The 25,226-nt window shown below is 42.6% G+C and carries 22 protein-coding genes; 15 read left to right on the top strand and 7 right to left on the bottom strand.

The annotated features are described in order from the left end of the window. Positions 1-94 precede the first annotated feature (94 nt). Positions 95-940: an ABC transporter ATP-binding protein gene (locus tag AE2B122_RS14770; protein WP_175074545.1), complete on the top strand. Its 846-nt coding sequence runs from the start codon at positions 95-97 to the stop codon at positions 938-940. After that, positions 937-1,641, top strand: a complete 705-nt coding sequence (locus tag AE2B122_RS14765; protein ID WP_175074544.1) for an ABC transporter permease — start codon at positions 937-939, stop codon at positions 1,639-1,641. The genes AE2B122_RS14770 and AE2B122_RS14765 overlap by 4 nt, the downstream gene beginning before the upstream one ends. 30 nt (positions 1,642-1,671) lie before the next feature. Here the strand turns inward: AE2B122_RS14765 and AE2B122_RS14760 are convergent, their stop codons facing one another. Next, positions 1,672-3,018, bottom strand: a complete 1,347-nt coding sequence (locus AE2B122_RS14760; RefSeq protein ID WP_175074543.1) for a sugar porter family MFS transporter — start codon at positions 3,016-3,018, stop codon at positions 1,672-1,674. Between the two features lie 188 nt (positions 3,019-3,206). On the opposite strand from AE2B122_RS14760, the gene AE2B122_RS14755 reads away from it, so the two are divergent. From AE2B122_RS14755 to AE2B122_RS14730, 6 genes are all read left to right on the top strand, one after another. After that, positions 3,207-4,091 (top strand): Cof-type HAD-IIB family hydrolase, encoded by an 885-nt coding sequence (locus AE2B122_RS14755; RefSeq protein ID WP_249275153.1) that lies wholly within the window; start codon positions 3,207-3,209, stop codon positions 4,089-4,091. Positions 4,092-4,235: 144 nt separating this feature from the next. Continuing rightward, a complete protein-coding gene (locus AE2B122_RS14750; RefSeq protein ID WP_175074542.1) occupies positions 4,236-5,951 on the top strand; it encodes an ABC transporter ATP-binding protein in 1,716 nt (571 codons plus the stop codon). A gap of 220 nt (positions 5,952-6,171) precedes the next feature. Then, positions 6,172-7,611, top strand: coding sequence for a M20 family metallopeptidase (locus AE2B122_RS14745; protein ID WP_175074541.1), 1,440 nt, complete (start codon positions 6,172-6,174; stop codon positions 7,609-7,611). A 22-nt stretch (positions 7,612-7,633) separates the two neighbouring features. Then, positions 7,634-9,196, top strand: coding sequence for an AbgT family transporter (locus tag AE2B122_RS14740; RefSeq protein WP_175074540.1), 1,563 nt, complete (start codon positions 7,634-7,636; stop codon positions 9,194-9,196). A gap of 162 nt (positions 9,197-9,358) precedes the next feature. Beyond that, positions 9,359-9,958 carry a nitroreductase family protein gene (locus AE2B122_RS14735; RefSeq protein ID WP_095220000.1) on the top strand — a complete coding sequence of 200 codons (600 nt, stop codon included), beginning with the start codon at positions 9,359-9,361 and terminating at the stop codon, positions 9,956-9,958. Positions 9,959-10,112: 154 nt separating this feature from the next. Then, entirely contained in the window at positions 10,113-10,259 is a 147-nt protein-coding gene (locus AE2B122_RS14730) for a hypothetical protein (RefSeq protein ID WP_170937651.1), read from the top strand. A 37-nt stretch (positions 10,260-10,296) separates the two neighbouring features. Here AE2B122_RS14730 and AE2B122_RS14725 read toward each other — a convergent pair whose 3' ends face one another. After that, positions 10,297-11,262 (bottom strand): AEC family transporter, encoded by a 966-nt coding sequence (locus AE2B122_RS14725; protein ID WP_095220001.1) that lies wholly within the window; start codon positions 11,260-11,262, stop codon positions 10,297-10,299. Positions 11,263-11,368: 106 nt separating this feature from the next. After that, on the bottom strand, positions 11,369-13,060 hold the full coding sequence (locus AE2B122_RS14720) for an NAD-dependent malic enzyme (RefSeq protein ID WP_095220002.1): 1,692 nt from the start codon (positions 13,058-13,060) through the stop codon (positions 11,369-11,371). Positions 13,061-13,409: 349 nt separating this feature from the next. Between AE2B122_RS14720 and AE2B122_RS14715 the strand changes: the two genes are divergently transcribed. Further along, positions 13,410-14,771: an FAD-binding oxidoreductase gene (locus AE2B122_RS14715; protein ID WP_175074539.1), complete on the top strand. Its 1,362-nt coding sequence runs from the start codon at positions 13,410-13,412 to the stop codon at positions 14,769-14,771. 218 nt (positions 14,772-14,989) lie between these two features. Here the strand turns inward: AE2B122_RS14715 and AE2B122_RS14710 are convergent, their stop codons facing one another. Together AE2B122_RS14710 and AE2B122_RS14705 are read right to left on the bottom strand one after the other, a co-directional pair. Continuing rightward, positions 14,990-15,292, bottom strand: a complete 303-nt coding sequence (locus AE2B122_RS14710) for a hypothetical protein (RefSeq protein ID WP_095220004.1) — start codon at positions 15,290-15,292, stop codon at positions 14,990-14,992. Positions 15,293-15,444: 152 nt separating this feature from the next. Then, positions 15,445-15,777 (bottom strand): helix-turn-helix domain-containing protein, encoded by a 333-nt coding sequence (locus tag AE2B122_RS14705; protein ID WP_095220005.1) that lies wholly within the window; start codon positions 15,775-15,777, stop codon positions 15,445-15,447. A 180-nt stretch (positions 15,778-15,957) separates the two neighbouring features. Between AE2B122_RS14705 and AE2B122_RS14700 the strand changes: the two genes are divergently transcribed. After that, positions 15,958-16,428: a nucleoside deaminase gene (locus AE2B122_RS14700; RefSeq protein ID WP_095220006.1), complete on the top strand. Its 471-nt coding sequence runs from the start codon at positions 15,958-15,960 to the stop codon at positions 16,426-16,428. A gap of 15 nt (positions 16,429-16,443) precedes the next feature. On the opposite strand, the gene AE2B122_RS14695 is transcribed toward AE2B122_RS14700, so the two are convergent. Beyond that, entirely contained in the window at positions 16,444-18,504 is a 2,061-nt protein-coding gene (locus AE2B122_RS14695) for a bifunctional diguanylate cyclase/phosphodiesterase (RefSeq protein ID WP_175074538.1), read from the bottom strand. A gap of 127 nt (positions 18,505-18,631) precedes the next feature. On the opposite strand from AE2B122_RS14695, the gene AE2B122_RS14690 reads away from it, so the two are divergent. Then, complete coding sequence (locus AE2B122_RS14690) at positions 18,632-19,633, top strand: NAD(P)/FAD-dependent oxidoreductase (RefSeq protein WP_095220008.1); 1,002 nt, start codon at positions 18,632-18,634, stop codon at positions 19,631-19,633. Between the two features lie 9 nt (positions 19,634-19,642). Here the strand turns inward: AE2B122_RS14690 and AE2B122_RS14685 are convergent, their stop codons facing one another. Next, a complete protein-coding gene (locus tag AE2B122_RS14685; protein ID WP_175074537.1) occupies positions 19,643-20,491 on the bottom strand; it encodes a Cof-type HAD-IIB family hydrolase in 849 nt (282 codons plus the stop codon). Between the two features lie 156 nt (positions 20,492-20,647). On the opposite strand from AE2B122_RS14685, the gene AE2B122_RS14680 reads away from it, so the two are divergent. Genes AE2B122_RS14680 through AE2B122_RS14665 form a run of 4 tightly spaced genes read left to right on the top strand, consistent with a single transcriptional unit; the run spans position 20,648 to position 25,222 of the window. Further along, positions 20,648-21,610 carry a glycosyltransferase family 2 protein gene (locus tag AE2B122_RS14680; protein WP_095220010.1) on the top strand — a complete coding sequence of 321 codons (963 nt, stop codon included), beginning with the start codon at positions 20,648-20,650 and terminating at the stop codon, positions 21,608-21,610. Then, positions 21,588-21,992: a GtrA family protein gene (locus AE2B122_RS14675; protein ID WP_095220011.1), complete on the top strand. Its 405-nt coding sequence runs from the start codon at positions 21,588-21,590 to the stop codon at positions 21,990-21,992. Before AE2B122_RS14680 ends, AE2B122_RS14675 begins: the two co-directional genes overlap by 23 nt. Next, positions 21,982-24,594 (top strand): YfhO family protein, encoded by a 2,613-nt coding sequence (locus AE2B122_RS14670; RefSeq protein WP_175074536.1) that lies wholly within the window; start codon positions 21,982-21,984, stop codon positions 24,592-24,594. Before AE2B122_RS14675 ends, AE2B122_RS14670 begins: the two co-directional genes overlap by 11 nt. Then, complete coding sequence (locus AE2B122_RS14665) at positions 24,578-25,222, top strand: lysozyme family protein (RefSeq protein WP_175074535.1); 645 nt, start codon at positions 24,578-24,580, stop codon at positions 25,220-25,222. Before AE2B122_RS14670 ends, AE2B122_RS14665 begins: the two co-directional genes overlap by 17 nt. The last annotated feature ends 4 nt before the right edge of the window (positions 25,223-25,226 follow it).

Below are 25,226 nucleotides of genomic sequence, written 5' to 3'. Positions count from 1 at the left end.
TAGAATTCCGTTAAGCCTGATTTTACAGCGTTTCGCTTAAAAGATTAGTAAGCTTTGATTATCAACCGTTACGAACGGAAAGGAGCATCATAACATGGACTACGCATTACAAGTGAAGGATTTATCCAAGGTATTCGGACAGCAACGGGCGTTGCAGCAAGTCTCATTCAATGTAAAAAAAGGAGAGGTTTTCGGCTTCCTGGGACCGAGCGGATCTGGAAAGACAACCACAGTCAAAATTCTCACAGGTCAGCTTCTTCAGACGGCAGGAGAAGTGAATATACTAGGTAAACCGGCATCTAAAATGAAAGATGCTGACTTAGGCAGAATAGGTATTCTGACAGACAATAGTGGGTTATATGATCGGATGACTGTTCAGCAGAATCTGGATTTCTATGCGAAGTTATATAAAGCTGCTGCAGGAAGAGTGGAAGAAGTTTTGCAGCTGGTAGGCTTGGCAGAAGATAAGAAAAAACCAGTGAAAAAACTGTCAAAAGGAATGAAGCAGCGTGTGCTTCTTGCTCGGGCTGTCCTGCACAAACCAGAAGTGCTTTTCCTCGATGAACCGACTTCTGCTTTGGATCCCGGAAATGTTCAAAAGATGCATGATCTTCTGCGGGACTTAAACCGCGAAGGAACGACGATTTTCCTGACCACGCACAATATGGAGGAAGCCGCACAGCTTTGTGATCGCGTTGCGTTCCTGCATGAAGGACAAATACGAGAAATGGATGCGCCGAACCAATTGCAGCGCAAATATGCGAAAAATACCATTCATCTAGAACTGAAAAATGGTCGAAACGAAACTATCGAGAATAATCCGACTGGAGCAGAACGACTGTATCAATACATGCAGGCAGAGGAAGTCCTTGCTGTGCATTCCGATCAGCCGACACTAGGAGATATATTTATTGAAGTGACAGGGAGGAAATTAGCATGAATGCTGCACGAATATCCGCAATGCTTGTGAAAGAATACCATGATGCAAAATCGAATGTTCAGGTTTTATCTGTTGTAATTGTACCTATATTCTTGGCAATTCTTTATAGTCGAATGGATGGTGAACTGGACTTTGCGGCGTCCTTTGTCTTCATTATGGCGGTTACATTTGTCACAATGTATGTGCAGGCGTTGCTGCTGGCAGAAGAAAAGGAAAAAAACACGCTGCAGGTCTTATTGCTTTCACCTGCTAGTTCTGCTGATATAATGGTCGGTAAAAGCATCATTTCCGTTATCTTAACGGTTATTGTGCTAGTTGTATCCATGCTGATTATTGACGTTAATGTGGAAAATCCTATCATGCTCTCTGTCATCCTGCTAGTCGCGCTTATTCTTTTTGTTGCTTTGGGTACTTTAGTCGGTTTGCTTAGTGAAAACTTGGTTCAAACTACTGTGTATTTATTGCCATTAAGCTTCGTAATAGGATTTGGTCCGATGATTCAAATGTATTTTTCGGAGGGTATAGTAGGGGACGTTTTAGGCTATACGCCAGGAAGCTTCATGATGGAAGCGTGTTTGGCAGCAATTAACGGCGAGGCGTTCTCCGCTTATCGAGAAGACATCATCTGGCTTGTTGGATGGATGGTAGCTGCTTTAGTTGTAACCTTTATTACCTTCAAAAAGAAAAGTCTATCCAATTAAGAAAGCCGCCCATAACGGGCGGCTTTTCATTTATCCTACACTGCTTCGTTTGCGCAGATCTTGTTCGATTTGTTCTAAGCTCTTCCCGCGTGTCTCAGTCGTAAAGAACTTGACGAATAGAAGGGCAAGGATGCCGATGGCGGCGAAAATATAGAATAGGTAGCTGATACCGATCGCATTAAGCAAGATCGGAAATAGCAAGGACACAATCAAGTTAGCGCCATGCAGAGCAAATGTAGCTACACCTGTTCCGATTCCTCGAACTGCTGTCGGGAATAGCTCTGGAAGCATAATCCAAACAACAGGTCCCCAAGTTGTCGAGAACGAGACGATGAAAGTACCGAGGCAAATGATGATCGCCCATGTTGCAGCTGTAGAATCAGGTGCCAGCAAGTTAACGGTAGATAGAACTACCAAGCTGATAACCATTCCGATGTTACCTGCCATTAGCAATGTTTTACGGTTGATTTTATCTACAAAACGGATGGCGATGATTGTCATCAATACATTGACTGCGCCGATACCGACAGTACCAAGAATGGCAGCGGAGTCTGCGAATCCAGCATTCTCCAATGTGATTGGCGTGTAATAAATAATGGTGTTGATTCCGATGAACTGTTGGAAGAAAGCAATACCTATTCCAGCAATTAATGCAGGCCGTACCCAACTGGAAAACAGCTCTTTCATGCCGCCTTCATCTTCTTTTTCTGCTTTCTTAACTTCGGAGACTTCTTCATCAATTGAAGCATTTTCTCCTCGTACACGTTTTAGAATAGTGCGTGCTTGATCTTCTTTTCCTGCCGTTAGGAGCCAGCGTGGGCTTTCCGGCATGAAGAACATACCGACGATTAAGATGATTGCTGGGATAACAGCCAGTCCAAGCATCCAGCGCCATGCGCCTGCATCTGACAGAGCATAGTTAACAAGGTATGAAGACAAAATACCAATTGTAATTAATAGTTGGTTTAATGAAGCGAGAGAGCCGCGCTTTTCTTTTGGAGCAAGCTCTGATAAATAAAGTGGTACGATTGTCGTGGAACATCCAACTGCTAAACCAAGAATGACACGAGCAACAACCATCATTGTTACATTGGCAGCAAGTCCAGCAGACAATGCACCTATAAGGAATAAGATACCGGCTGCTATTATCGTTTTTTTACGTCCGATTTTATCTGTAACACGGCCAGTGATGGCAGCGCTGATGATAGCCCCTACTAATAGTGAGCTTACGACGAGCCCTTCCGTGAAGGAATTCAGTCCAAGATCTTCATCGATGTATAGTAGTGCACCGGAGATGACTCCAGTATCATATCCATACAGCAAGCCGCCAAGTGCACCAAAAAAATACAATAAGCCATTGGATTGCTTTTTCTGCATATATTGCTACCTCCTAAGTTGTGCGATAACTATGTTATAATTATGTAAGCCTTTTCCTCTTTCGGTATAAGATGAAACCTTTCCATCTGCTCTCGATTGAAAAGTCCCACAATAAACCATTATAATTTAATAGTACCAGAATTGACTACCTAAAAATGTTATTAGGAGGATTTTGCTTGGCTAAAAAAATGATAGCAATAGACCTGGATGGAACATTACTGAATACTGAAAGTCAAATCCCCGAAGAAAATAAAGAAGCTATCAAGCGTGCTATTGATGCGGATATGCTTGTTTCAATTAGTACTGGACGTGCAACATTCGATGTGAAGTCACTTGTTGGAGATGATTTGGATATCCCTATCATCGCTTCTAACGGTGGTACGATTCATGATGTTGGATATAAATTACTTAATACAATCACATTTGAAAAAGAGCTAGCAAAGGAGATAGCGACGTTCCTCATTGAACGGGATATCTACTTTGAAGTGTATACAGAAACAGAGCTGCTTTCTCCTTATAATGGGGAAGAAAAGCTACAGGCGGAATTGGACAAAGTAATATCTGCCAACCCGGATGAAAGTCTGGAGAAGCTTTGGATTGGTGCCATGTCTCAATTCAAACAATCCGGTATTCGTTTCGTACCGAATATCGACCATATTTTCACCGATGAAAATACGATATTCAAAATTCTTGTTTTTAGTTTCGATCTGCAGAATCTAGCTAAGGTGTATAAAGCTATAATCCAGAATACGAAGATCGCGGTTACTTCTTCTGGGGAGCATATTCTTGAGATTTTGCCCGAGAAATCTGGTAAAGGCTATGCAGTAACGATGCTTGCTGAAAAATATGGAATTCAGAAGGAAGATATCTACGCAGTTGGAGACAGCCCGAATGATATTAGTATGTTTGAGGTTGCTGGTAACGGCGTTGCGATGAAGAATGCAATGACGGAGTTAATGGAAATTGCTACGCATGTAACAAAAACAAATGATGAACTGGGCGTAGCATATTTTATTGATAAGCTGATTGCTGGAGAGCAAGAAGAACTGCGCCGAGTCGAAGAGGGCGTGTAAGGAAAACCCGATGCAGAGATGCGTCGGGTTTATTTTTTATTCTATTACATCTGATTTGTTAAGAATTATCTAATAAAGGGGTGCGCCAGCTACCGGTTACATGTAAAATAGAGTGATAATCATTCTCAGAAAGAAGTGTGGGTCTTGTTAAAAGAGTTTTTCGCTTTTTATAAACCGTATAAACGGCTGTTCATGCTGGACTTCGGCAGTGCTGTTTTTGTAGCCATATTGGAGCTGGCTTTTCCAATTGGCGTTAATATGATGGTCGACCAATTGCTTCCGACGGAAAACTGGAGCTGGATTGTGACAGCGTGTATTTTGTTGTTCATTGTTTATGGCCTGAGTACAGTCACGCAATACATAGTCACCTATTGGGGACATAAGCTTGGCATCAATATTGAGCGGGATATGCGCAAACAACTATTTGAGCATATTCAGAAGCTGAGCTTTCGTTTCTTCGATAATACAAAGGTAGGGAATTTGATTTCCCGGTTGACGAACGATTTGTTCATGATTGGAGAGATGGCTCACCACGGTCCGGAAGATCTGTTCATCGCTCTAATGACCATTGCTGGAGCACTAACAATCATGTTCTTCATCAATTGGCCGCTTGCACTCATGACAATGCTCGTCGTTCCGATTCTGTTCTGGATTGTTCTTTACTGTAACAAGAAGATGACAGAAGCCTCCAGAAGGATGAACGAAGATACAGCAGATTTCAGTTCTCGAATCGAAAATACTGTTGGCGGTATCCGCGTTGTTCAGGCTTTTACGAACGAAGCGCATGAAGAAGCACGATTCAAGGTCAACAATGAACGTTACCGTCTAACAAAATTATTGTCTTATAAGATCATGGCTTTGAATCTTTCTGTCACGTACATGTTGATGCGATTCATAGCTGTATTCCAGTTAATTGCAGGAGCGTGGTTCATAATTCAGGGTAGAATGTCTTACGGAGATCTGGTAGCTTTTATTCTCCTAACAAACGTATTCTTCCAGCCAATACAGAAAATCGGTGCAATTATCGAGCTATACCCGAAAGGAATTGCCGGATTTCAGCGTTATATGGATATCATGCGGCTTGATCCAGATATAAAGGATGCACCAAATGCCAAGCTGGTGGAAGCTCTTACCGGGAACATACGGTACGATAATGTCTCTTTCGGATATAAAGAGGGCAGTTCGATCCTAAAAGATATCAGTTTCTCCATAAATGCCGGGGAGACGGTTGCTTTTGTTGGTCCTTCTGGAGCTGGTAAATCTACAATATGCAGTTTACTGCCGCGCTTTTATGAGCGGAATGCTGGGGAAATCAGCATTGATGGTATTTCAACGGATGAGATGACATTGGCATCTTTGCGAAGTCAAATTGGAATCGTGCAGCAGGATGTTTATTTGTTCGGCGGCACTATCAGAGAAAATATTGCTTATGGCAAGTTGGGTGCAACAGATGCTGAAATTGAGGAAGCAGCCAGAAGAGCGCAGCTGACTGATTTTCTTGCAGAATTGCCGAAAGGATTGGATACCGTCATTGGGGAGCGCGGTGTAATGATTTCCGGCGGTCAGAAACAGCGTATATCAATAGCGCGTGTATTCCTGAAGAATCCGCCAATTCTCATACTGGATGAAGCAACATCCGCTTTGGATACAGAAACGGAAGTTAAGATACAGGAAGCGCTGGATGAGTTGTCAGCAGGGCGTACCACTTTAGTGATTGCGCACCGCCTGGCTACAATCAAGCATGCAGATAAAATCATCATGGTAACTAAGCAAGGCATTACAGAAGAAGGGAAGCATAGCGAGCTATTGGAAAGAGAGGGAGCTTATCGTCGCCTTTATGACGCGCAATTTGCTCATTGATGCATGTAACAGGAAGTTTTCTTCCATTAGGGAGAATAGCTTCCTGTTTTTTTGTTATAAATGTAAGCGTTTTCTTAAATTGTATGTTAGAATAGTTTACAATAAAATTTGAATTATTAGATTTTTTTGAAGATAATCTATTGCAGATTCTTTTATCTTTCTGTAACATCACAGGTGAGGAAAGCTAACATGGATTTTGCATACATAGGAGGAAGGGCTAATGAGCACTATTTCGATGGATAGTCTTATAAGAAATAAAGCGGAAAAACTATGCGCGGTAAGTGAGCGAATTTGGGAGTTCGCGGAACTGCGTTTTCAAGAAAAGCAATCTGCTGCACTTCTTGCAAATGTACTGGAAGAGGAAGGATTTGATGTCCAGCGTGGTATTGCAGGTATCGAAACCGCATTCGTAGCAAACTTTGGTACAGGCAAACCTGTCATCTCCTTTTTGGGTGAATTCGATGCGCTATCTGATTTGAGTCAAGAAGCAGGTGTGACAGAACAACAAGCGATTGTCTCAGGAGGAGCAGGTCACGGCTGCGGGCATAATCTGCTAGGCACAAGTGCGTTGGGAGCTGCGTTGGCGGTAAAGGAATACATGCAGGAAAACGGAATGAGCGGTACTGTACGTTACTACGGCTGTCCAGGAGAAGAAGGTGGATCAGGTAAAACCTTCATGGCTAAAGAAGGAGTTTTTGATGATGCAGATGCGGCTATTACATGGCATCCATTTACTCATAGCGGGGTGCAAAGAGCCGAGACGCTGGCCAACTATCAAGTGTATTTCAAATTCAAAGGAAAAAGTGCACACGCAGCAGGCGGACCACATCTAGGGCGCAGTGCACTGGATGCTGTTGAATTGATGAATATCGGAACTAATTTCCTGCGGGAGCATGTTGTGCAAGATGCGCGTCTGCATTATGCGATTACGAATGCCGGTGGTGTTTCTCCGAACGTGGTGCAGCCGGAAGCCGAAGTGCTCTACCTAGTTAGGGCCCCGGAAACCGAGCAGGTTGAGAGCATCTACCAGCGTGTCGTGAAGATTGCCAAAGGAGCCGCGCTTATGACGGAAACTGAGCTGGAGATAACGTTTGATAAGGCTTGTTCCGGATTCATCCGTAATACAATTCTTGAACAAGTGATGCAAGATCAGGTTGAACGTGTCCAGGTACCCGAATATTCAGCAGAAGAACTTAATTTTGCAAGAGGTATTCAAACGACGCTAAGTGAAGAGGATATCTCCTCCGATAAGCGATCCATCCTGCAGCTAATTGGCAAGGATGCGGCACTGTGGGAAGAAGAGATGGATACATCACCAATTCTAACAACACCAATTCCGTACCATGATGCAGAGAATTTCCAATACGGTTCAACTGATGTAGGGGATGTAAGCAGAATCACGCCTACTATCCAGTTCCATGCAGCGTGCTTTGCTGTTGGTACGCCGCTGCATACATGGCAGGTAGTATCCCAAGGGAAAACGTCTCTAGCTCAAAAAGGGATGCTCTATGCAAGTGAAGTGATGGCTGCTACTGCACTTACTCTATTTGATAAGCCGGAACAACTGGAAGCTGCGAAGCTTGAACTGCAAAAACGCTTAGGTCCAGATGGTTATACAAGTCCTATCCCGGAAGGTGTAAAGCCAACCATATTAGCCTAACTAACAGATCGGGGGTAAAGAGATGGAAAATCAGACACAGAATGGCGGCTCGCAGAAGCCCGAAAAAGAAGAGGGGAAGGTTCTAAGGTTTCTCTCGGCAATAGAACGGGCTGGTAACAAGCTGCCTGATCCATTTATGCTTTTCATATATTTGGCTATTTTTATTGCCATTGTTTCATGGATCATGAGTATGCTTGGCGTATCCGTTACCACACCGGAGAATGAGGTTGTGGAAGTCAACAACATGATTTCAGAAGAAGGATTGATTTTCGCTTTATCCTCTATGCTGGAAAACTTCACGGGATTTGCTCCGCTTGGTCTTGTACTGGTTATGATGTTCGGTATCGGGCTCGCGCAGCATGTTGGATTCTTTGAGGTAGTGATGCGCGGGATGGTTATGAACATTCCGAAGAGTCTTGTTACGTATATGATCATTTTCACAGGTATTTTGGGGAATATTGCTTCGGATGCTGCAATGGTAATCATACCGCCGCTTGCTGCAATGATTTATTATTCTATCGGTAAGCATCCGATTGCAGGACTCCTGACCTCCTTTGTTGCTGTATCTGCTGGCTTTACAGCGAACTTCCTCATTGCTGGTACGGATGTTTTGCTATCTGGTATCTCGACAGAAGTCATTCAAGGGCAGTATAGTGATGCACGAGCTGTTTCGCCGCTAGATAACTGGTACTTCATGGCTGCTTCTACTATCATGCTCGTTGTTGTAGTTTCGTTTGTATCCAAAAAACTAATCGAACCGCGTCTGGGTAATTATGATCCCTCTTTTGCGGATAAAGGTATCTTGAACGAGCAGATCGAAAAACTTCGTCCGGAGCAGAAACGCGGTGTTCGGAATGCACTGATTGCTGCGGGAGTTTATATCATCCTTGTTTCGCTGCTTATCGTTCCATCCAACGCTATACTTCGCGGGGAAGAGGGAACAATCATCCCATCGCCGTTCTTAAGTAATATCGTTCCGCTAATTTTAGTTCTTTTCATCATATTGGCTGTAGTCTATGGGTTTACTGCAGGTACATTGAAGAAAATCTCCGATATCCCGGAGAAAATGGGCATTGCAATGAAGGAGATGTCCGGATTCATTGTCCTCGTATTTGCAGCTGCGCAATTCATTGCTTACTTTGAATGGACGAATATCAGTACCATCATTGCTGTGAATGGAAGTGTAGCACTGGAAAATATGAATGTAACAGGTGTTGGAGCGATGGTCGGCTTCACGTTGATCAGTGCGATTGTTAATCTGTTCATCACAAGTGGTTCTGCGCTTTGGGCACTACTTGCGCCGGTATTCCTGCCGATGTTCTACCAATTGGGATATGATCCAGCATATACGCAGGTAGCCTTCCGTATGGGGGATTCTGCCTTCAATATTCTGTCACCGATGAGTCCTTACGTTGTCATGCTGCTTGGGTTCATGAAGCGGTACGATAAACGAGCAGGTCTAGGAACACTGATGTCACTCATGCTGCCATTTGCAGTTATCATTTTAATTGCATGGATCATCATGTTCGTTGTATGGAGTTTGCTTGGACTGCAGGTTGGTCCAGGTGTTGATATTCGCTTATAAGAAATGGGGGCGCGCCTATGCAGCGCCCTTTTTTATTGACGTTTTCTTTAGAATGCGATACATTAATTACTGAAAGTAACCCTGTAATCATAAGTAACTAATAGGTGATTGCTGAGTCGGGTATGCTATCAAATGGTAGTACAATTTTTGGAGGGATATATAATGACTCAAGATTTTTTCAAAGCTTTAGAAAACAGAAGATCCATCTATGCTCTAGCAAAAGAATCTCCAGTTTCTGATGAACGCATTCAAGAAATTGTGGAGTTTGCAGTTAAATACACACCATCCGCATTCAACTCTCAAAGCACACGTGTAATCGTGCTTCTTGGAGAAAAGCATGATCGCTTCTGGGATCTTACCGAAGAGCAGCTTCGTGCAGTTGTTCCCGCGGATAACTTTGCGCCGACAGAAGAAAAGATCGCATCTTTCCGTAATGGATATGGTACGGTTCTATTCTTTGAAGATGAAACAGTTGTAAAAGGTCTTCAAGAGCAATTCGCGCTTTATGCGGATAACTTCCCGATCTGGTCTGAGCAGACTTCTGGTATGCACCAGCTTGTGGTCTGGACGGCATTGGAAATGGAAGGTCTTGGTGCGAGCCTGCAGCACTATAACCCACTAGTGGATGAAGCAATCCAAAAAGAATGGGATATCCCTTCTAACTGGAAGCTTCGCGGACAAATGCCTTTCGGTAAACCCGCGATGCCTGCTGGCGATAAAGAATTCCAGCCGCTTGAAGAGCGCGTTAAAATCATTAAATAAGAAAAAGGTGCTATTGCCCGTATGGACAATAGCACCTTTTTTAGATATAATTATTTGAAAATTCTGTTACAATTATATTACATACGTTTCCTCTGTTGAAAGCCGGGGTATATACTAGCTACCAACATCATTAATACGAAAGGAAGGAAGTAAAGTGAGTGCATATCCATATAAGAAGTTGCAGCATGCCGGTGACTTGTCAGATGATGAACGAGATGAGATTCTGACTACCTTGGAGCGATACATGGATTACTTGCGAGATGAATTGTCGAAATCAGATGACCTTCCTGCTGTTAAATAAAAAAAGGAGTATCCCAATAAGGGATACTCCTTTTATATTACATAATTGCCGTAATTAAGAATGGCAAAGTGACGATAGACAGAATTGCACTGATTACGAAAGCAGATGCAACCTCTGTTTCCAAGGTCTTAAAGCGAATTGCAATCATAGTTGCAACGGCAGAACCAGGGAAGGATACAAGTAATACCGCTTGTACGAAATCATTATGTGTCAAACCAAGTGCAAGTGCGATACCAACCATAACAAGCGGTTGAACAACTGCTTTTAGAATAGCAATTGAAAATGCAGATAGGCTAAGTTTGATTTTGTTGATACCGATTGTCACACCAACTGCGAATAGTGCAACACCAGATACAACATCACCGATTTGGTCAAGTGATTTCTCGCCTAGTTCCGGTAGGTGGAAGTTAAAGACAAGCACAAGAATCAGACCAATAATCGGTACACATGCAAGCGGCTCTGTAAGACCGTGTGCGATAGATTTCATTGTTACTTTGAAAAGGCTCTCTTTGTTTTCTGCAGATTCAGCATCTTTATTACGTGTTCCAATTGTACCGAAAATAGTGGACATTGGATCAAGTACAGCATTTACGATGATACCCATAAGGGCAATCGGAATTGCAATTGCATCTGCACCGAAGATACTTCCCATTACTGGGATACCCATAAAGGCGAAAGTCGGCTGTGTTGAATTCAGTGAGAACATCGTTGAAGTAACAAAGTCATATTTAGTAGTCCATTTTGTAATAAGTAGTAAAACGATAAAGAATCCGATAACACCAATCAGCAAAGCTACAAGGAATGAAGCTTTATCAAAGATGGTTTCGCGGGAAGTTGTTGTGATCCCAACGAATAAGTGTGCTGGCAATGCGATTTTTGTTACAAGTGTGTTAATCCCTTTAGATGTTTCTTTGTTGAAAATGCCACGATTCCCAGCGATGAATCCAAGAAGGATAACGAAGAAAATCGGGACTAGTATGATGAAAATTTCACCAAAACTCATGTTCTTTCCACTCCCTACAGTAGTTATATTGCTCTTGTTGTCAAAATTAATACAGGTGCCTCCTTTTGGAAGGAGTCACCTGCACCATGAGAAATTCTTTAAAGGCTTAGCCTCTGATGGATTTATATTCTGGTTTCCAAACAGATTGAGCTATTAGGTCTTTGATTTCTTCAGGTTTTGCATCAGATACGCCATCTTCGATTGCAGCTTTAGCAACTGCTTCTGCAACAGCGGTTGAAACTGGTTGAAGCTCATCGATTGCTGGAAGCAAAGAGCCACCTTGTGTATTGCTGTTAACCATGTCTGCAATTGCATTAGCTGCTGCTGCAAACATAGAAGCTGTGATCAAGTTTGCTTTAACAGCGATGGATCCAAGTCCAAGACCTGGGAACGCGAACGCGTTGTTTGCTTGTCCGATGTGATAAGTTGTTCCTTTGTACTCAACAGGGTCAAACGGGCTGCCTGTTGCGATTAGAGCTTTACCGTCTGTCCACTCAAGCAAGTCTTTTGGAATTGCTTCCGCAAGTGGTGTTGGGTTGGACATAGGCATGATAACTGGATGCTCTACGTGTTTCGCCATCTCTTTGATGATTTCTGCACTGAAAGCACCAGCTTGGCCAGATGTACCAATCAAGATAGTTGGTTTCACTTGGCGGATAACTTCAGCAAGACCGATGATGCCATCTTCTTTGTTCCAGTCTTTTACTTCATCAGCAGAACGAAGGTAAGGTTTCTGGAATTCAGCAATGCCGTCCATGTCATCAGTCAAAAGACCACGTTGGTCGATTGCCCAGAAGTTTTTCAATGCGTCTTCTTTAGAGATACCGTCAAGTACCATAGTGGCTGCAATTTGGTCTGCGTTACCGATACCTGCAGAACCAGGTCCGAAGACAACTACGCGTTGTTCTGAGATTGGTGTTCCAGTAACTTTGGAAGCACTCATAACAGCTGCAAGTGTGATGGCACCAGTACCTTGGATGTCATCGTTGAAAGTAAGGATCTTATCACCATACTTATCGATGATGTTACGTGCGTTGCGGTTACCGAAGTCTTCCCAATGAAGAAGTACGTTAGGGAACTTCTCAACAGTTTTGCTGATGAACGCATCGATGAACTGGTCGTATTGCTCGCCGCGTACACGTTTATGACGGTTACCAACGTAAAGTGGATCATTAAGCAATGCTTCGTTATCTGTACCAGCATCAATTACCACTGGAAGTACACGGTTAGGATCGATACCAGCAGCTGCTGTGTAAACAGCCAATTTACCAATAGCGATATTCAGACCGCCGACACCCCAGTCACCAATTCCAAGAATGCTCTCAGAGTCAGTTACTACGATCAAGTCGATTTCATCTGTGTTAAGCAATGTGTTTTCGTATGCTTGCTCAATGTTATCCGGGTTGTTGATATCAAGATAAACACCGCCTGGACGTTGGTACTCATGGCTGTATTCCTGGATAGCTTGTCCTACAGTTGGAGTATAAACGACTGGAAGCATTTCGCTAAGATGATCAGTCAATAGACGATAGTAAAGAACAACGTTACGGTTGTACAGCTGGTTTAATGTGTTGTTTTTCAACAAATTGTTAGGCTGTGCATTGAACTGCTCGTAAGCACGTTTTACTTGCTCATCCAATGTTAAAACGGTCGCTGGCAAAACACCTTCAAGACCAAGCTCAGCTCGTTCTTCTTTTGTAAAAGCGACACCTTTATTTAGAAAAGGATTTGAAATTAAGTTCTTACCTCTTAGAGAAGTGGATATAGATCCATCTTCATTATTTCGATATGTGTTCATATCTGATTCCACCTTTTCGAATAATTACTTACCTTTTGTAACTGCCACAACCAATTCTATCACTAATCAAATGTTAATCAATTTTAACAAAGTATTTAAAATAACTATTGCTTTTACTGAGTTTGTGTGATATTTCACATACTAAGTGACCGTCCGGAAAACCGCGGTATTAAAGTATTTTACTGATGTGAAATAAATTGGGTTTTTACTTATTTATTGTTTTTTTTACTTATAAAAATATACATCTTACGGTTTGTTTTATTATATTTAATTATTCTGACTGTTCGGCTTTTTAATTCAGAACCTTCATGTTAAGCTTGTTTGTATAAGATAGAAGGGGGAGCTAGGCATGGATATTGTGAAAGAATTGAGCAAATTGATTCATCCAGGGAGGATATCAACAACAGCAGCAGTCATAAGCCAGCATAACCATGATGCATCCTATCACCCTGCGGCCGATCCGGATGTCGTCGTATTTCCGGAAAATACACAAGAAGTAAGTGCGGTTCTCTCGTTTGCTAACAACCATGGAATACCGGTTACTCCTTTTGGAAAAGGTTCCAGCTTAGAAGGTCATGCAATTCCATATGACGGAGGTATTTCTCTTGATTTGGGATTGATGAATGATCTTAAGACAATTGGAGATAGGGACGGTAATGTCGTTGTCGGAGCAGGTCTCACACAGTTCCAATTGAATGCTGCCCTACAAAAGCATGGATTATTCTTCAGTGTAGATCCTGGGGCGGAAGCAACACTTGGCGGGATGGCGGGCACGAATGCTAGTGGATCTTATACCGTTAAGTATGGCACAATGCGGGATAACATATTGGACATGGAGGTAGTATTGCCGAGCGGAGAAATAATACATACTGGTTCGAAAGCCGTGAAGTCTTCTTCAGGACTGCATCTATCTGGTTTATTTACAGGTTCAGAAGGTACTCTTGGTGTCATTACAGAACTCACTCTCCGTGTGTATCCAATACCGGAGGCGAGTGTAGCAGCTCGTGCTGTATTCAATGACTTTGAAGAAGCTGTAACTGCTGTGGTGAGACTTCGTACAGCAGGGCTGGATTTGGCTAGGATTGAGTTTGTTGATGCGGCCTCCGTTGCACATGTCAATCGATTCGCTAATGCTTCTTACATCGAACAGCCGACAATCTTTTTCGAGTTGAATGGTGAGGTTGAGCATCTTCAGAATCAAATCAAACGGATGGAGGAGTTATTAAAGCCATTTCATGTGGCTGAATTCCTTACAGAAACCGATCAGGCATCACAGGAACGTTTATGGGATGCAAGGCATAATCTTGCTTATTATTACATACAAGCTGCACCAACAAAACGGATGCTCGTCACAGACGTATGTCTGCCGATATCAGAGCTTGCGGATTCAATCCTTCATGCAAGACAAGCAGTAGAGGAAAGCGGCTTGGAGGCAGGCATTGTCGGACATGTAGGTGACGGCAATTTCCATATCATTGCGATGGCAGATTTTGGGGATGCACATGAAGTAACTGCAGCTAAGCAGCTCCATAAAGAAATAGTGGACTATGCGCTTGCTCATGACGGTACATGTACAGGTGAGCATGGTGTGGGGATAGGGAAGAAGAGTTATCAGTCAAAAGAACACGGTACAGCTTATGATTTGATGCGAACAATTAAACAGGCAATCGATCCACGCGGAATTATGAATCCTGGTAAATTAGTTGATTAAATAAAAAAAGAGCGTATTCCCCCTCAAGAATACGCTCTTTTTATTTATCCTTTTTTGCTGAATAGGTCTGTAACTGCGTGAACCAATTCAATGCCTTGGAAAGCAAAGATAGATAACGCGCTAATGGAAAATGCTACGACGATGATCGCTCTTGCCACAAACATTTTCGTCCCCTCCTTTGGAATGCTAAGAAACCTTCAAGCAAAAGGGAAGACTATTCAGCGGTAACTCGATTGATAGAAGACGGCCAGCAGGAAATGCCGGACCGCCTGCTTAGTCTGCATCATGCGTGCTTGCATCATACTTGTGACAAGCAACACAGGCAGAAAAATCAGGACTGCTGTTTGTGAAATGATCGGGAACCAGTGTTTCTCATCATCCGGCAAATCAGCCTTGTGGATGATGACGTGCTGTGCTTGAATATCATTTGTTCCCAATTGATACATTGGATGCAGTACCATTACTTGCACCATGATTGACAACACAAGTCCGATAAATAAAAGAGCAGCTTTACGTTGCATTTCCTCCCCACCTCCTATCCATTTTGATTTCTTTACTATATACCCATTCTGTGAGAATGTAAATGGTTATTTATCAATATTCTTACTATTCGGAAATTGAGTCACGTAAAAAAACCTGTCCTATCAAAAGGGCAGGTTGTCTGAAGGGAATATTATTTTGTTGGGGCTGGTTCATCCGGAGTAACCCATTTTTCCGCCCATTCTCTTATGGAAGTAATCACAGGGTGCAATGCACGACCCTTTTCAGTCAGTTCATATTCAATACGGACTGGCGTGTCCGGATATACTGTTCTTGTTGCAATGCCTGCTGCTTCTAACTCTTTAAGACGTTCAGAGAGCAAACGCCCGCTGATCGGCAAGGACGATTCCAATTCAGAAAATCGCTGTGATCCTTCTAAGAGGCGGAAAATGATAAGGCCAGTCCAACGTTTGCTTAAAAGCTCCATTCCTGACTCAAAGCGCGGACATAATTCTTCGGATTTCATCTAACATCACCTCTGTAAAAAACACTGTATAGTTCATCTATTGTTTTTCATTATATATGAGGTTACGAAAAGTAACAAGTATATTGTTCCTATAAGCAGAGGATTATATACTAACATTCTGGCTAAATATTAAGAAAAATTCTATAATTATAAGGAAAGTATGATGTAGGAGGAGATAAGATGGATCATCATTATTACATAGATTATGCATGTAAATTAGCAGTAGCGAATGTGAACAACGGCAAGGGAGGTCCATTTGGTGCTGTCATCGTCAAGGATGGAGAAATCGTCGGCGAGGGGACAAACTTGGTAACAACCTTGCATGATCCAACAGCACATGCGGAAATACAGGCTATACGTAACGCAACGAGCAATCTGGGTCACTTCGAACTGGAGGATTGTATCATTTATTCCAGCTGTGAGCCTTGTCCGATGTGTCTAGGAGCGATTTATTGGGCTCGCCCGAAAGCATTGTACTTCGCTTATACGAAAAAGGATGCGGCAGAAATTGGATTCGATGATGATTTCATCTATCAGGAGATTGAAAAACCATATGAGGAACGAAAAATTCATACGGTGCAGCTTCGTGATACTCAAACGGCAGATCCGATGAAAGCATGGTCAAAAAAAGAAGATAAAGTGGAATATTAAAGAAAAAGGCGACCCTTATATAAGGGTCGCCTTTTCTTTATGTATTGCATTGAAAGTGTTGAGATAGGTTAAGAACTCTGACACTTGCAGCGGTTTGCTGAACATATAACCTTGTGCATAATCACATTCTAAGTTTTGCACCCAAGTCAGCTGTTCTTGGCTTTCTACTCCTTCTGCGACAATAGAAAGTTGAAGTTTTTTCGCTAATGTTACGATAGAAGAGACAATGGCCTGGTCTTGGAAGTCCTCAGGTAAGTTCGCAATGAAAGCACGATCAATCTTTAGTGTGTCAACAGGCAATTGTTTTAAATAGTTGAGGCTGTTGAAGCCTTTGCCGAAGTCATCCAGTGCGATACGAATTCCTAATTTCTTCAGCTCCATTATTGTGTGTGCAGCACCTTCTACGTCTTGAATTGCGGTTTCCTCTGTTATTTCGATTTCCAGCTTCGTTACATCTACTTCAGGATATAACTCCATTTGTTTGCGAATGAAGCTTAAGAAGCGATTGTTATAAAATTGCTGGGTGCTGATGTTAACCGCAACATGAAGATCCCGGAACGCTTCTTTATTCATTTCGGCGAAAACAAGTTCAATCATCTTCTTATCGAGTGCGATGATGTCTCCGTTCTTTTCTGCCAGAGGGATGAACTGGCCAGGCGGAATAATGCCGTGCGTAGGATGAACCCAGCGGCATAGAGCTTCGACACCATATACTTGGTCGCCGGAACTTGCCATCTTTGGCTGAAAATAAACTTGTATTTCTCCATTGGCAATAGCGCTACATAATTCTGATTCCAGCAAAAGCGGCTGTGAGTCATGCAAGCTGTCATTGGCAAAGAACTTGTAATTTGACCTGCCGCTTTCTTTTGCCAAATACATGGCGATATCTGCAAATCGCATCACTTCCTTACTTGTTGTCCCATTATCAGGAATCAAAGCAATACCGATGCTTGTGCTGACAGTCACTTTCCGGCCTTCAATGAAAAATGGCTCTTCTACGCTTTGTATGATTGCTTGTGCCAACATTGTTGCATCTTCCTTTTTTGCATCTGGATAAAGCAACGTGAATTCATCTCCGCCAAGTCGAGCAAGCATACTTCGTTCTGGAAGCATTCTTGAAAGGCGCAATGTCACAAGCTGAAGCAGTTTATCGCCGAATTTATGACCGAGCGTATCATTGACTGCTTTAAAACGATCCAGATCCATAAAGAACAGAGCTGCGGGTTCACTTGTACGCTCTTCTAAATAGCCAAGCAGCTGCTGCTCAAAGTAACGGCGATTCGGAATATTCGTCAATTCATCATGGTTTGCGATATATTGTAATCGGTCTGCTTGTTCGGCAAGCTTCTGATCTGTCGACGTGGAGACAAAAGCCAATACCTGTGTCAGCAGGATGACGAGCATCACGCTAATAGCAAGGTTGATATTATTTGGTGTGAACACCGGTTCTGGCAAAATGGAGCTGCTATTCACATGAACAACAGCCGCTTTCATTGCTGTATAGTGCATGCCGCAAATGGCAGTACCCATTGTAATTGCGCTGGCAAATTTAAACAGATGCTGTGTTTGGCCAGTCTGGTTTTGGAAGTAGTGAAACAATAGCAAAGCGACACAGGATGCTATAATAGCAATTATGATAGATAAGTAGTAATACGGACCGCCATGATGCATCATACCGTCCAAGCGCATGGCCATCATACCTATGTAATGCATACTTACAATTGCTGCTCCCATTGAGATACTCCCTGCAAACAGACGGAATGCAGTCATTCTTATAGTAGCAAGATAAAATGCAATGGAAGTACCAGTAAAAGCGAAGATCACGGATAAGATGACAAGACCGGGATCATAAGTGACTTCCACGGGCAGCTTATAAGCCAGCATGGATATGAAATGCATCGACCAGATGCCGAGTGCCATCAAAAGTGAACTGGAGATAAACCAAAAGAATTTCCGCCAGCCTGTCGTACGGTTTATCCTGGAGCACATGTCCAGGGCGATATAGGATGAAAGAATGGCAATAAATATAGAAACGACAACAAAGGTGACGTTATATGTACCAGTGACTTCCTGCATGGAAAACCTCCGAGTTGTTATGTAGTCAAATAGTCATAGGGATATTGTATACCCGAGGTTTGAAAAAGCAAACCAATTTCAGTGAAATTATAGTAAATAATTCTTAAGCAACAGGGAGGATTTTCCATTGCGAAATGATTTTATATACGATGTGATTATCGTTGGCGGCGGAACAACCGGACTGTATACGTCCTTTTATACAAAGCTACGGAAGATGACGACTTTATTGATTGAAGCTACTTCGGCTTTCGGCGGGAAAGTGGCGCAATTTTATCCAGAAAAGCACATTTATGATGTGGGTGCTTATCCCGTTGCAACTGGAGAAGAAATGGTCGATAAACTGCTTGAGCAAAGCAGGAAGGCAGAACCGGAGATTATAACAGATGAGTTTGTCGAGCAGATAAGAAAACAGGAAAATGGAATATTTGAAATCAAAACATCTGCCGGCAAGCTTTATATGGCTCGAACAATTATTCTTACTAGCGGAATGGGAACCTACCAGATGAAACCGCTGCGGCTTGAGGAAGCGCCTTTATATGAAGGAAAGAATCTGCATTATTATTTGAAGTCACCTGAGAAATTCCGGGATAAGCGTGTCACGGTTTATGCAATGAATCGGACAGGCATTGATTGGGCAAGGGCACTTGAGAAGACGGCGAAGGAAGTGACATTAATTAATCAACGGGATTATTTCCTGTATACGCCGCCTCAAGTAATTGAAGCACTTGAGGAGACATCAATACGCGTGATATACAATCATAAAGTCACCAAGCTATTAGGAAACAGCCAAGGATTGCACACATTATTGGTGGAACAGGATGGTCTGCAGATGATGTATGAAACGGATGCGCTGTTATATTATGAAAATGTAAATCTCACGCAGACTCCATTTGCCAGCTGGGGAATCGAAACGGATAAAAACAAGGTTATAGTGGATCATAGTATGGCAACTAATGTGTCTGGCATCTACGCAGCAGGAGATGCTGTACATTATGAAAATAAAAATATGCTGATTGCAACAGGATTCGCGGAAGCAATTACTGCAGTGAATAGTGCGAAGCTGTATTTGGATCCTTCAGCAAGTGCACAAGTTTATAGTACAATTGAGTACCAAAAAAATAGAGGCTGATAGCAGCCTCTATTTTTGTAGTATTTCACGTTCGAGCATATGGGCTACGCCATCTTTCTCGTTCGTTTCGGTTGTATAGTCACAATGTTGTTTTACCTCTTCGGTTGCATTGCCCATCGCTACCTTCGTGCCTGCAATCTCCAGCATCGGCAAGTCATTCATGCTGTCTCCGATTGCAATGATATCATCTTGCTTCATGTCTAATTTTTTTGCTAGTTTTTTCAATGCGTTTCCTTTTGAGGCCTTGTTATCAACAATTTCTAAATTAAAATCGGCTGAAGAAAATAGATTCAGTCCTTTCTTGCTTAATGTATCAGCCGCAACACGTCGTCTTTCTTCATCAAAGCTTACAATCGTTATTTTATAAATTTTCTTTTCGGATTGGAAGACATCGATATAGTCCTCTATCTCTTGGAGATTTGCCTGACCAAGCTGGCGTTCGCGAGCTCTTTCCATCTCACTTCTTTCCGCACTCTGGACGATATCCATTTCATCCTGAAGCAGCTGTTTTGCTTTACTCGTTATGAATATTTCATTATCCGTGACTATTTCATAATAATAATTCTCTTCATTTAGCCATGTGATTATTTCTTTTGCGTAAATTGTTTCCATTGGCAAGGAAACGGTCAGATGCCCTTCTGGATCATAAGTGGTGGCTCCGTTTGCTCCGATAACCCAAGTGGAAAGCTGTTCATTTTGAAAGAGACGCTGTACATCGAAGTTTGCCCTTCCTGTTGCTATAACGATTTCAGCTCCTTTTTGCTGCGCTTTTTTTACTGTGCTGGCATGCAGGGAGGATATAGTGTAATACTGATTAAGAAATGTTCCATCTAGGTCTATTGCTACTAATTTGCGCATTTTTTTTTGCTCCTTTACTCCTTTTTTACATACATTCCCTCTTTCGGATAGGATGTAAACTGACGAAATTAGGGTAGTAAAGTATAATAAGGAGTCAAGCCGCTCACAATTTTAACAATACATATAGAATGGTTCATACCTAATGGAGGGAAAAGAATGGCTGGGAAATTACTATCCGTAATTGTGCCTTCGTTTAATGAAGCGGAAAATGTTAAGCTCTTTTATGAAGAACTTGCCAAAGAATTACAATACTCACCTTATGACTACGAAGTGATTTATGTGGATGATGGCAGTTCTGATACCACGCTATTGGAACTAAAAGAATTGGCTGATATGCATTACAATGTGCAGTATGTGTCCTTTACGAGAAATTTCGGAAAAGAGGCGGCAATATTGGCTGGCTTCCAACATGCCAAAGGAGATTGTGCGGTCGTTATCGATGCAGATTTGCAGCATCCGGTTGCGCTGCTGCATGAATTGCTGGCAGGTTTTGAAGAAGGTTATGATCAGGTTATCGCACGAAGAAACAGAAAAGGTGAAAGCCTTCCACGCAAAGTGCTTTCGACAATGTACTATAAGATCATTAATCGGTTCATCGATGTCCGTATCCAAAATGGGGTCGGGGACTTCCGTTTGCTCAGCCGCCGGGCTATCGATGCCCTGTTAATCCTGAGTGAGGGCAATCGTTTTTCTAAAGGATTGTTCTCTTGGATAGGCTTTGAGCAGAAGACGGTTTATTATGACAATGTTTGCCGTCAAAACGGGGAATCGAAATGGTCATTCGGGAAACTGATCAACTATGGAATTGATGGGGTCGTTTCCTTTAATACAAAGCCATTGCGTGTATGCTTATATGCTGGCTTCATTGTGCTATTTCTTTCACTGGCATATATCCTTTATACATTTGTTGAGGTGCTGGTTCGAGGAGTCATCACACCGGGATATTTCACCTTAATTACTGCTATCCTCTTCCTGGGCGGTGTGCAGCTTGTAAGTCTAGGTGTAATTGGGGAGTATATCGGAAGGATCTACAACGAAACAAAACGCAGACCGCATTATCTAGTAAAAGATACGAATATCGAGGCAAGGAAACGCTATGAAAAAAATATGGAAGCTTGAATTCACTCGTTTTATCATCGTCGGTGTGCTGAATACCATCTGCTATTACCTGGTTTATCTGCTCTTCTATCAGCTTGCAGATGTTTATTATCTTGTATCCCATTGGATCGGGATCATTATCAGCATGATTTTTTCGTTTTTCTTGAACAGTTATTTCACGTACGGTGTACGGCCGACGTGGCGGAAGTTTTTCCAGTTCCCGCTGACACAGGCTGTCAATATAGCCGTATCTTCTGTTTTGGTGTACATATTCGTTGAAGGCTTCGGCTGGAGTGGTACAGTGGCGCCGATCGCGGCTGTTTTCTTCACCGTGCCGATCACGTTTGTTATCACAAGTAAAATCATGAAGAATGGACGTGAGGATGTAACACATGAAGCGTAGTTGGAAAGTGGTACTGCTCGTTTTAGCAGCACTCACATTTGCTGTTTTGGTACATATGCATTTCATCCGGGAATACTTTGACGGTCGTTTCATGCTGGGACCAAATGATGGAATGGCGCAAATGCTGCCATTTAAGCAGCATTTGTATGAACAATATACGCAGGGGAATTTTTTCTATTCATTCTCCTTTGGGCTGGGCGGCGGTATTTACAGTCAGCTGGCTTATTATTTCTCTACGAGCATCGTTTATCTGCTCACATTGCTAGTGATAAAGCTCTTGGATATTGCCAATGTGATTGGAAGTCCTGATGTCGTCACATGGGCAAAAGCCATCCTGCCAGTTAGTATCATCAGGCTTACAGCGGCGCTCTTACTGGCGGTGGGTGTGTTCCGATACTTACGGATACCGCTTCTGCCTGCTTTTATCGGAGCGTGCTTTTATGCCGGCAGTGCCATCTATTTCAGGCATGTTGTATATTGGGAGTTTTTCGCCAACGCCTTTCTTTGGCTGCCGCTCCTAGTACTGGGAGTGGAGAAGATTATTCGAGAGCGGAAACCTTACTGGTTCATTGCCGCAGTGGCTGTATCTGTTTTCGATAATTTCTATTTTTCATACATAAGCTTTGTTTTTATTGGAATCTATGTGATAGCTCGGTGGTTCATCAAGTTATCAGAAGATGAATTACCTATCAAATCCCAATTGCTCTATTTCATCCCGGCAGTATTGCTTGGGTTCGGGATTGGTTCCATTTCATTCATTCCGTCTGTATATGCTTTTTTGAATAATTACCGACCAGCATTCGAAGACCCGATCCCCTTTTATGGGAACGAGGATAACATCTTATTCACAAGCAGAACCTTACTTCTGCCGGTATTGTTTGTCTTTTTAATGTGTGTAGTAGGACTTTATAAAAACAAGCTGTTCCGCTTGTTTGCAATGTTAAGCATCTTGTTCATTTTCTTTCAGGGAAGCCCTCGCATAGCGAGTATATTCAATGGTTTTTCAGCTCCGCAATACAGATTTGAGTATTTATCTATGTTCGTTGTTGCAGGAACTATCGCTGTGGGAATTACTCAACTGTACAAGGTGAAGAAGTGGCATCTGCTGGCTGCGATAGGGATTACAGTTCTTTTATATAGTCTGTATCTGCACCATGATTTGACACTTGATTGGGCAGATGACTGGGCGAAGTATGTCTGGACAGGAGTAGCGCTTGTGTTGCTGGCATTCCTTTTCTACTATTTAAAAAGGAAAGCATGGATGTTAGGAATTTGTTTGGTAGTTGTTTTTTCAACGTATATACCGCTGATCAATTCCCATCAGGAAAAGCAGCTCTCTGATGCTGGGAATGTAGATAATTCCACGCTCCAGCTCCTGACAAGTGACAAATATGCAAGCAATGAACAGCAGGAACTGATACATGATGTGCTTACGTCAGATGATAGCTTTACCAGACTCGAATGGAAAACAGATGACAGTAATAATACAAATATGGTCCAAGGTTTTCCGGGAATCAGTATTTATTCTAGCATCCTGAATAAGGAGCTGCTGTTTTTCTATTATCATGATTTGAATATTGATATGAAACGGGAAAGCGTCAGCCGCTATTCAGGCTTTGGGAACAGAGCGAATCTATACAGTATGCTGAACGGAAAATATATTATGTTCGATAAACAAAAGGCAATTGCTGCACCATATGGGTTTAGACCGTACATGGAAAGCAGAGATTATATTGTTTACCGGAATGACAACTTACTGCCATTTGCGAGAGTTACTGCTAATGTATTTCAGGAGAATGACTTGGAAAATCATTCACCGCTTGAACGGGAGCATGCAATGCTTGATGGTGTTGTTCTTACAGACGGCAAATCCACTCAAGAGGCAGAATCACTTCCGAATCTGATGGATAAAGTGTCAGTGGAAGCGGCGGGGGGTACTTATCAAGATGGGCAGCTCCAAGTAGAACAAACAGAAGGCGGTCTGGATCTGCAACTTGATGAGGACTTGCCGCAGACTGGAGATTATTACGTCAGTTTCTATCTGAAAAACAATGATGTGAGCGCACCATTATATGATTTGTCTGTTAATGAGTTCGAAACAGACAGAAAGTCGCAACAGTCGATTTATCGTACGAAAATCGATGAATTGACAATTCGAGTCGAAGCGGCTGATACAATCCGGATACGCCTGCCGGAAGGAAGTTATACCATCAAAAATTTCGGTCTGCAGCATGAAGATTACCAAAAGCTTGATTCTGCTGCAGCTCAAGCGGAGGACATTCCGTTTACTATCGGCCGCAGTCAAGTTACAGTAGACTATAATAACCAACGGGAAGACAGCTATCTAAAAATACCAGTACCTTACGAAAAAGGCTGGCAAGTGTCAGTCAATGGTGAGGAGCAAGAACTTTTGAAAGCAGATTATGCTTTCCTTGGCGTAGAGCTGCAAAGTGGAGAGAACCACATTGTCTTCACTTATCGGCCACCGTATTGGAATTTGCTGCTTGTTCTGTGTATCGGAAGCCTGCTAGTCTCACTGGGATGGGGAGTCTTCTTGCGAAAACGTCATATGGCGGGTGAGAAAGGTGAAAAAGAAGCATAAAAGAAAACAGCAACCTCTTTTTAAAGCAATCGGAACAGTACTTTTATTCGGATTGGGCCTCTTCTTTCTGTTGTTCATTCTATCTGTTGTGGTAGAGAGAGACAGCAATGAGCAGCAGAAAGGCAGAGTACTCTCTGAGGATGTCTTAGCTTATCGAGATACGATTGAACAAGAATTGGCCAAATCAGATCAGGAGTCTCTTGCGCCACTCGTTCTCTCTGTCATAATGCAGGAATCAGGCGGCAGAGGAGATGACCCGATGCAAGCCTCTGAAAGCAAGTGTGGAGAAGTCGGCTGTATCGAGGATCCGGAGGAATCGGTTGCTTACGGTATTGACCATTTTCTCCGTATGCTGGAGGAAGCGGATGGAGAGGAAGATGTAGCCATCCAGGCCTATAATTTCGGTGCCGGATTTATCGATTTTGTCAAAGAGAACGGTGGTGCATTCAGTGAAGATCTGGCTGTTCGATTTGCTCAGGAGCAATATAAGAGAGTCGAAAATCCAGAGACTTATCGCTGTATACGGCCAGAATCAGAAGAGCTGGATGCATGTTATGGCGATATTCATTACGTGAAGGCAGTATATAGCTACTTGCCGGCTGCTGAAGAAGCTTATAAAGAAAAATAACCCC

It is taken from the genome of Terribacillus sp. AE2B 122, from assembly GCF_902497585.1.
GTDB lineage: Bacteria > Bacillota > Bacilli > Bacillales > Amphibacillaceae > Terribacillus > Terribacillus saccharophilus_A.
This window is presented reverse-complemented; position numbering and strand designations above follow the sequence as displayed.

Coding starts and splice junctions, on each gene's coding strand:
- AE2B122_RS14720 (WP_095220002.1), bottom strand. CDS start 13,060: ATGAACACATATCGAAATAATGAAGATGGATCTATATCCACTTCTCTA.
- AE2B122_RS14735 (WP_095220000.1), top strand. CDS start 9,359: ATGACTCAAGATTTTTTCAAAGCTTTAGAAAACAGAAGATCCATCTAT.
- AE2B122_RS14745 (WP_175074541.1), top strand. CDS start 6,172: ATGAGCACTATTTCGATGGATAGTCTTATAAGAAATAAAGCGGAAAAA.
- AE2B122_RS14700 (WP_095220006.1), top strand. CDS start 15,958: ATGGATCATCATTATTACATAGATTATGCATGTAAATTAGCAGTAGCG.
- AE2B122_RS14765 (WP_175074544.1), top strand. CDS start 937: ATGAATGCTGCACGAATATCCGCAATGCTTGTGAAAGAATACCATGAT.
- AE2B122_RS14705 (WP_095220005.1), bottom strand. CDS start 15,777: ATGAAATCCGAAGAATTATGTCCGCGCTTTGAGTCAGGAATGGAGCTT.
- AE2B122_RS14680 (WP_095220010.1), top strand. CDS start 20,648: ATGGCTGGGAAATTACTATCCGTAATTGTGCCTTCGTTTAATGAAGCG.
- AE2B122_RS14715 (WP_175074539.1), top strand. CDS start 13,410: ATGGATATTGTGAAAGAATTGAGCAAATTGATTCATCCAGGGAGGATA.
- AE2B122_RS14695 (WP_175074538.1), bottom strand. CDS start 18,504: ATGCAGGAAGTCACTGGTACATATAACGTCACCTTTGTTGTCGTTTCT.
- AE2B122_RS14770 (WP_175074545.1), top strand. CDS start 95: ATGGACTACGCATTACAAGTGAAGGATTTATCCAAGGTATTCGGACAG.
- AE2B122_RS14760 (WP_175074543.1), bottom strand. CDS start 3,018: ATGCAGAAAAAGCAATCCAATGGCTTATTGTATTTTTTTGGTGCACTT.
- AE2B122_RS14755 (WP_249275153.1), top strand. CDS start 3,207: ATGATAGCAATAGACCTGGATGGAACATTACTGAATACTGAAAGTCAA.
- AE2B122_RS14710 (WP_095220004.1), bottom strand. CDS start 15,292: ATGCAACGTAAAGCTGCTCTTTTATTTATCGGACTTGTGTTGTCAATC.
- AE2B122_RS14725 (WP_095220001.1), bottom strand. CDS start 11,262: ATGAGTTTTGGTGAAATTTTCATCATACTAGTCCCGATTTTCTTCGTT.
- AE2B122_RS14675 (WP_095220011.1), top strand. CDS start 21,588: ATGAAAAAAATATGGAAGCTTGAATTCACTCGTTTTATCATCGTCGGT.
- AE2B122_RS14740 (WP_175074540.1), top strand. CDS start 7,634: ATGGAAAATCAGACACAGAATGGCGGCTCGCAGAAGCCCGAAAAAGAA.
- AE2B122_RS14685 (WP_175074537.1), bottom strand. CDS start 20,491: ATGCGCAAATTAGTAGCAATAGACCTAGATGGAACATTTCTTAATCAG.
- AE2B122_RS14670 (WP_175074536.1), top strand. CDS start 21,982: ATGAAGCGTAGTTGGAAAGTGGTACTGCTCGTTTTAGCAGCACTCACA.